This window comes from Nocardia ignorata NBRC 108230, from assembly GCF_001612905.1.
Lineage (GTDB): Bacteria > Actinomycetota > Actinomycetes > Mycobacteriales > Mycobacteriaceae > Nocardia > Nocardia ignorata.
Window position 1 is genome coordinate 1 of sequence record NZ_BDBI01000063.1, and the last position, 5,844, is coordinate 5,844.

A 5,844-nucleotide genomic window follows, 5' to 3' on the forward strand; every position below is an offset into this window, starting at 1 on the left:
CCAGCAACAAAGATCCATCTGGGCGGGCCCCAAACGCTACCGCGTTCATCATTCCGGTATGTCCGGTCAAGGGCAAACCGACGGATCGACCGGTCTCGGCTTCCCAGACCCGGACCGTGCGGTCGTCGCTGCCGCTGGCCAGCAGTAGGGTTCTGTCCGGGCGGGCTCCGAACGTCACCGACGAAACCCCGCCAGTGTGGCCGGTCAACGGCGACCCGACGGATCGCCCAGTTTCGGGGTCCCAGATCCGGACTGTGTGATCGCGGCTGCCGCTGGCCAGCAGCAGGGTTCCATCCGGGCGGGCCCCGAACGCCACCGACAACACCGAGCCGCCGTGGCCGGTCAACCGCGCCCCAGCCGGCTGCCCGGTTTCGGGGTCCCAGATCCGAACCGTGCCATCATGGCTCCCGCTGGCCAGTAGCAGGGTTCCGTCTGGTCGGGTCCCGAACGCCACCGACCGCACCCCATCAGCGTGGCCAGTCAAATGCGACCCGATGGGCTGCCCGGTTTCGGGGTCCCAGATCCGAACCGTGCGATCGTTGCTGCCGCTGGCCAGCAGCAGGGTTCCGTCCGGGAAGGTCCCGAACGCCACCGCGTTCACCTCGCGGGTGTGGCCGGTCAACGGTGCCCCGAGGGGTTGGCCAGTTTCGGGATCCCAGATCCGGACCGTGTGATCGCCGCCACTGCTGGCCAGCAACAGCGACCCGTCCGGACGGGTCGCGAAGGCCACCGACAATACGGAGCTGGGGCTGGGCAGTGTGCGGTGGAGGCTGGTCGGAGACGCCGTTGACCAGAGTGGTTGCCAGGGGTGTTCTGGTGCTGTGGTGAGCTGGTGCAGCGCTTGGGGTTCGTCGTGGAGGGCGAAGGCGTGCAGGATTTCGGCTCGTTGTGTGGGATCGGTAGTGGTGCGGAGGGTATCGAGGGCTCGGTGAAGGAGGCGGGTAATCGGGGTGTCGGGTAGGGCGGTGGTGTCGAGTGTGTGAGCGAGGCGGTCGATGTCGGTGTAGAGCCAGTATCTGGTATCGCATAGTAGTTCGGGGAGGATCCCAGCCGTGGCTGCGTGGGCGGCGAGGTGTCGGTGGATATAGGGGTTGGTGTGGGCCCAGTCGCGTTGGGGCGGGGGTGCCGGTGTGGTCATGAGGGGTGGGTGAGGTCGAGCAGTGCGTGGGTGATGGCGGTTTGGACTCTGGTGTGGTCTATGTTGCGTTGGAAGTAGTCGTTGAAGGCTTGGTGGTAGAGGCGGTAGACGGTTTGGCCGTCTTCGCCGGATTCGATGATGTGGGCGCCGGCGTGTTCGAGGATCCAGGCGATGTCGCGGTCGGTGTAGAGGACGCCGGGCCGGGCGAGAGCGTTGGCGAGAGCGAGCCAGATGTCACGACGAGGGAGCCCGGCGCCTTGGGCCCAGGCCAAGGGTGCGAGCAGGCCGTAGACCCGGTCGCGGTCCTCGCGGTAATCGGCGAGGTCGGCTTCGAATGCTTGCGCGACACCGCCGTTGAACCTAGTCGCGTTGTCCGGGTCGTTCAGGTCGAGCGGCGTTTCGCGGCCGAGGAGGGAGCGCGCGATGAGCCGGGCGAACAGGAAGATTCCGTCGCTGTGGGCAGCGACCACGGCCGCCGTGTCCGCGGCGAGTGCGGGGCGCTCGTGGTAGGGGGAGTTGGTGGTGGGGTCCATCAGGCGTGCGGTGACATAGGTGGTGATGGCGTGTAGGGATCCCGGGTCGGTATCCAGGCGCAGAACCCGGTGTGGGTCAGTTGTGAGGGCGCGGATCAGTGGGCCTTCGGCGGTCCAGGGCCCGTCGGGTGTATTGGGGTGATCGGTGCGCTGGTGGGGGTCTTCGCGGTTGGGGCGGGTACCGACGATGACGCGCACGCGAGGTTGCGCGGCGAGGGCTGCCAGCAGGTCGGTCGCGATCCTGGTCTGGTCGGCGGGGTAGGCCTCGTCGAGGGCATCGAGGAGGATCGTGATCGTGCGGTTCTCGTGTTCGGCGAGGCGGGTGATCTGCTCGATGAGAAGGCCGGGCTCTTGCCACCCGACCGCTGGTGGTGTGAGGTTCAGGGCTGCGCCGAGCTGGGTGACGCATTCCTGCAGGGTGTGTTGTTTGGCGTGTATCCCTGCGTCGATGGCGCCTTCGGCAGGGAGGCCCGCGTACTCGATGTTTCCGATCTTATCTGCGGCGCGGTTGCGGTAGCCGGGGAGGGTCATGGCAGCCAACCAGCCCAGGAGGGCGGATTTGCCGCTGCCCGGTGGCCCGGTGACCACGAGGATGCCTTCGCCGGTGGACAGCCAGTCGGTGATGCGGGCCTGGGAGTGGGGGCGGGGGGCGTAGTACCAGCCGTCGGCGGTGGGGGTGTCGATACCGCGGAACTTGACCAGGAAATGTTCGAGCAGATCGGATTCGGTGAACGCGTGCTCGCGCACGGTGGCGACGGTGGCGTCTGGGCGATTGGGCCGGTAGTTGCGGTTGATGAAGAAGGGGAAGAACTTCCGTACCGATCGGGTCTGGGCAAGGTCCGGGCGCTGGTGGGCGCCGGAGTTCTCCAGATGAACGCGTAAGGCGTCGTAGAGCTGGGTGGGCGTGATTAGCCGATCGTGCGGGGTCCAGAAGTCGATGGTGTCGGTCGGGGGCGGTGGCCCTTCGCGCAGGACATGGTCGAGTGCAGCGGCGAAGACTCCGTCGCGGGCGAGTTCCCCGGCTCGCGCCGAGGTGAGTACCGCCAGGCCCGGTTCCTGCCCCACGGGGAACTCCTGGCGTGCGATCCTCGTCCGGAAAGCGTTGGTGATCACGTCGGCACCGACTCCCCCTTTGCACACGTCGAGAATCACCACGATCTCAATAGCTGACCGCCGCGCAAGGAGCTTTCCCAGTTCACGCCCGGAGAACCTGCCGAGCGGATTGTCCTCGTCGTGGTAGTCGCTGCAGAACAGGAGCAGGTCGTCCCCGTCGTCCTGCGCATGACCGGTCCAGTACAGCAGAATACGGTGCACGCCAGGTTTCCAATTGTTCAGCCAGCCCTGCACCTCGGGCGCGGAACTGCCTCCCACCCGGGGGTCTTCGGCGAATCCGAGGTGTCTCAGGAGCTCGGCGACACGGGCGGCATGACCGTCAATGTTGGGAAAATCGTCGAGGGCCGGGTCGCAGTACTCCCTTACGACGATCGTCGTGAAGCGTCCGTGCTCCTCGCCCTGCTGCACCTGTCCAATGCTCCTCGTATCGGTGTTCGTCCGGTGTTCCTGTTCGATCCGCTGCCGGTCTTCGTGGGTGTGATCACAGCGCGGTGACGAGGTCCTCGACGAAAGCCTGCGGCTGTTTGGTGATCTCCGCGACCCGGACCTGCCAAACACCCGGCGGGAACGCCAGAACAGTCCGGTAGCGGCGGCCGCTCCCGTCGGGGCGTACCGGGATGTGGGTTTCGTGGGCGTTGTAGTCGGTGTCAAAGACCGCGGCGTGCAGCCGCAGGTTCGATGACACGCTGGTCACGACGAGCTCGACCGGCTGTCCCGCTGTAACGACTTCGGGCAGGTCCATCGAGAGTTCGTCGAGGGGTGCGAGGATCGCGCCGAGCTCGCGGGCGGTGGCCTTGGCGGCCACATCTTCGAGTAGATCCCGATGCTTGGCCAGTGGTGCGTGTTTAGCTGGCCGGAACAACGCGTTCTCATCGAGGCGCCACTGCGGCGGGACCGCGCTGAAGCTGGCCACCGTCCCGTCCCCGAGGTGGTCGATGCCGCGCTGGGTCCGCTGGAAGCCGATCCTTCCTGCCCCGACTGTGATGCTCTGGTCGGTGGCCTGCAACTTGCCTGCGAACACATGCAAGGCATACGTATCAGTCCCGGCATTGCGGGTGACCGCAGCGTTGAGCTCATCATGAAACCGACGCCCTCTCGCCACAATCTCAGGTGGTAGCCCGGGGATTTCGGTCTCGGTGAGCGTCGCCGGTTCCTGGCCGGGGCCGGTGTCGACGCACCGGTAAGTGGGCAGCAGTTCGGCTACCGAAGGGAAGGTCCGCGCGACTCTCGCTACCCGCTCACCCAGGCCAGGGATGCGAGGAAAAAGGTTGCCAGTCAAAGCTTTCACCGCCTTGACCGACCCGCTGAACGGCGTGCCGATCGTGATCAACCGTGCCGCGTGCTCACGCCCACCCAGCACCTCGAGGTAGTAGCGGGTGATCAGCCCACCCATGGAGTGACACACGAAAGTCAGCTTGCTTCCAGGGAATCGGCGCAGTGTGTCTTGCACAAACACCGCCAGCAACGACGCCGTGTAGGCGTTGGGGAGCCGCCAGTCGTAAGCGAAACTCACCACCCGGCCCGGCGCGGCCTTGCCCAGACGGTCGATCAAAGCTCCATAGCCCGACCCGTGCCAGAACCCGGGCCACACATGCACACCCCGGATGACCCCCGGTGCCGCCAGCGCGAACTCGGCATACTCGCCGATATCGCCGACCGCCATTGGAAGCCTCAGTTCGTCGAGCACATTGCTGGTGTGCAGCACCCCCCGCCGCACCGCTGCGGCCGATAAGCTCCACAGCTCACGCTCGCCACGCGCCAGGACACTGCCAGTTATACCCGGCACAATCACAATCACATCCGCGACCACGATCAACGTCTCCCCTCAACGAAGTTGCACACGGATCAGCCCGAAACTAGCCCATCACCGCTGCTTCCGCCCGACAATCACCGGCACGCACTTCTTGCCGCCGTCTGGGCCACGAGATCCGTAGGGGGACAACCGAGATGAACCCACAGCCACCCGAACGCGACATCCGCCACCGCGACTGGGCCCACGCCAACCCATACCTGCACCGCTACCTACCCGCACACGCCGCCGCCGCAGGACTGCTCGACGAGATCCTCGACGACACCCGATACCTGCTCTACACCGACCCCCACCGCCTCGCCCGTGCACTCGCCACCAACCCCCCTCAACACCGCAACACCCGCCTGATCTGGCGCAGCCTCGGCGACCTCAGCACCACCACCGAGGCCGCCGAACGCGCAGGCATCCTCCAAATGATCGCCGCCCGAGATGAACCCGACGCTGCGGCAGCACTGAACACCTACCCCGAACGGGGCGCGCATACGCTCTGGACCACCGCACAACCCACTTCCTTCCACCGTCTCATACCCGGCCACACCAGCATCGTGTGGTCGGTGGCATTCGGGGCTCGCCAGGACGGCACCCTGCTGTTGGCCACCGGCAACCACGAAGGCACAGTCCGGGTGTGGGACCCCGACACCGGACAACCCCTCGGGCCACCATTGACGGGCCACACCGAGTCTATGTATTCGGTGGCATTCGGGACCCGCCAGGACGGCACCCCACTGCTGGCCACCGGCAGCAACGATCACACGGTGCGGATCTGGAACCCCGACACCGGCCAACCCGCCGGGCCACCAATCACCGGCCACACCAGCCGGGTGTATTCGGTGGCATTCGGGACCCGTTCGGACGGCACCCCACTGCTGGCTACCGGCAGCCACGATCACACGGTGCGGATCTGGAACCCCGACACCGGCCAACCCGCCGGGCCACCAATCACCGGCCACACCGACCCGGTGTATTCGGTGGCATTCGGGACCCGTCCGGACGGCACCCTGCTGCTGGCCACCGGCAGCCACGATCACACGGTGCGGATCTGGAACCCCGACACCGGTCAACCCGCCGGGCCACCATTCACCGGCCACACCGGCCCGGTGCCGTCGGTGGCATTCGGGACCCGTCCGGACGGCACCCTGCTGCTGGCCAGCGGCAGCAGCGACGGCACGGTGCGGATCTGGAACCCCGACACCGGTCAACCCCTCGGGCCACCGTTGACCGGCCACACCGACTCGGTGTACCAGGTAGCA

The 5,844-nt window shown here is 66.6% G+C and carries 4 protein-coding genes and 1 pseudogene; 2 read left to right on the forward strand and 3 right to left on the reverse strand.

The features are described 5' to 3' along the window. Window positions 1-1,138: pseudogene (locus tag NI2_RS32405) on the reverse strand (WD40 repeat domain-containing protein); the annotation flags it as partial. Continuing rightward, window positions 1,135-3,042 (reverse strand): ATP-binding protein, encoded by a 1,908-nt coding sequence (locus tag NI2_RS32410; RefSeq protein WP_067499064.1) that lies wholly within the window; start codon window positions 3,040-3,042, stop codon window positions 1,135-1,137. The gene NI2_RS32410 and the pseudogene NI2_RS32405, both read right to left, overlap by 4 nt. 24 nt (window positions 3,043-3,066) lie before the next feature. On the opposite strand from NI2_RS32410, the gene NI2_RS32415 reads away from it, so the two are divergent. Beyond that, the gene (locus NI2_RS32415) at window positions 3,067-3,279 is read left to right on the forward strand and encodes a hypothetical protein (RefSeq protein WP_067499066.1); all 213 of its coding nucleotides are present in this window, start codon (window positions 3,067-3,069) and stop codon (window positions 3,277-3,279) included. Here NI2_RS32415 and NI2_RS32420 read toward each other — a convergent pair. Continuing rightward, window positions 3,266-4,594 (reverse strand): lipase family alpha/beta hydrolase, encoded by a 1,329-nt coding sequence (locus tag NI2_RS32420; protein ID WP_243749980.1) that lies wholly within the window; start codon window positions 4,592-4,594, stop codon window positions 3,266-3,268. The genes NI2_RS32415 and NI2_RS32420 overlap by 14 nt on opposite strands. Before the next feature lie 137 nt (window positions 4,595-4,731). On the opposite strand from NI2_RS32420, the gene NI2_RS32425 reads away from it, so the two are divergent. Next, window positions 4,732-5,844 (forward strand): WD40 repeat domain-containing protein (locus NI2_RS32425; protein ID WP_167355158.1); only part of this gene is annotated, 1,113 nt, incomplete at its 3' end.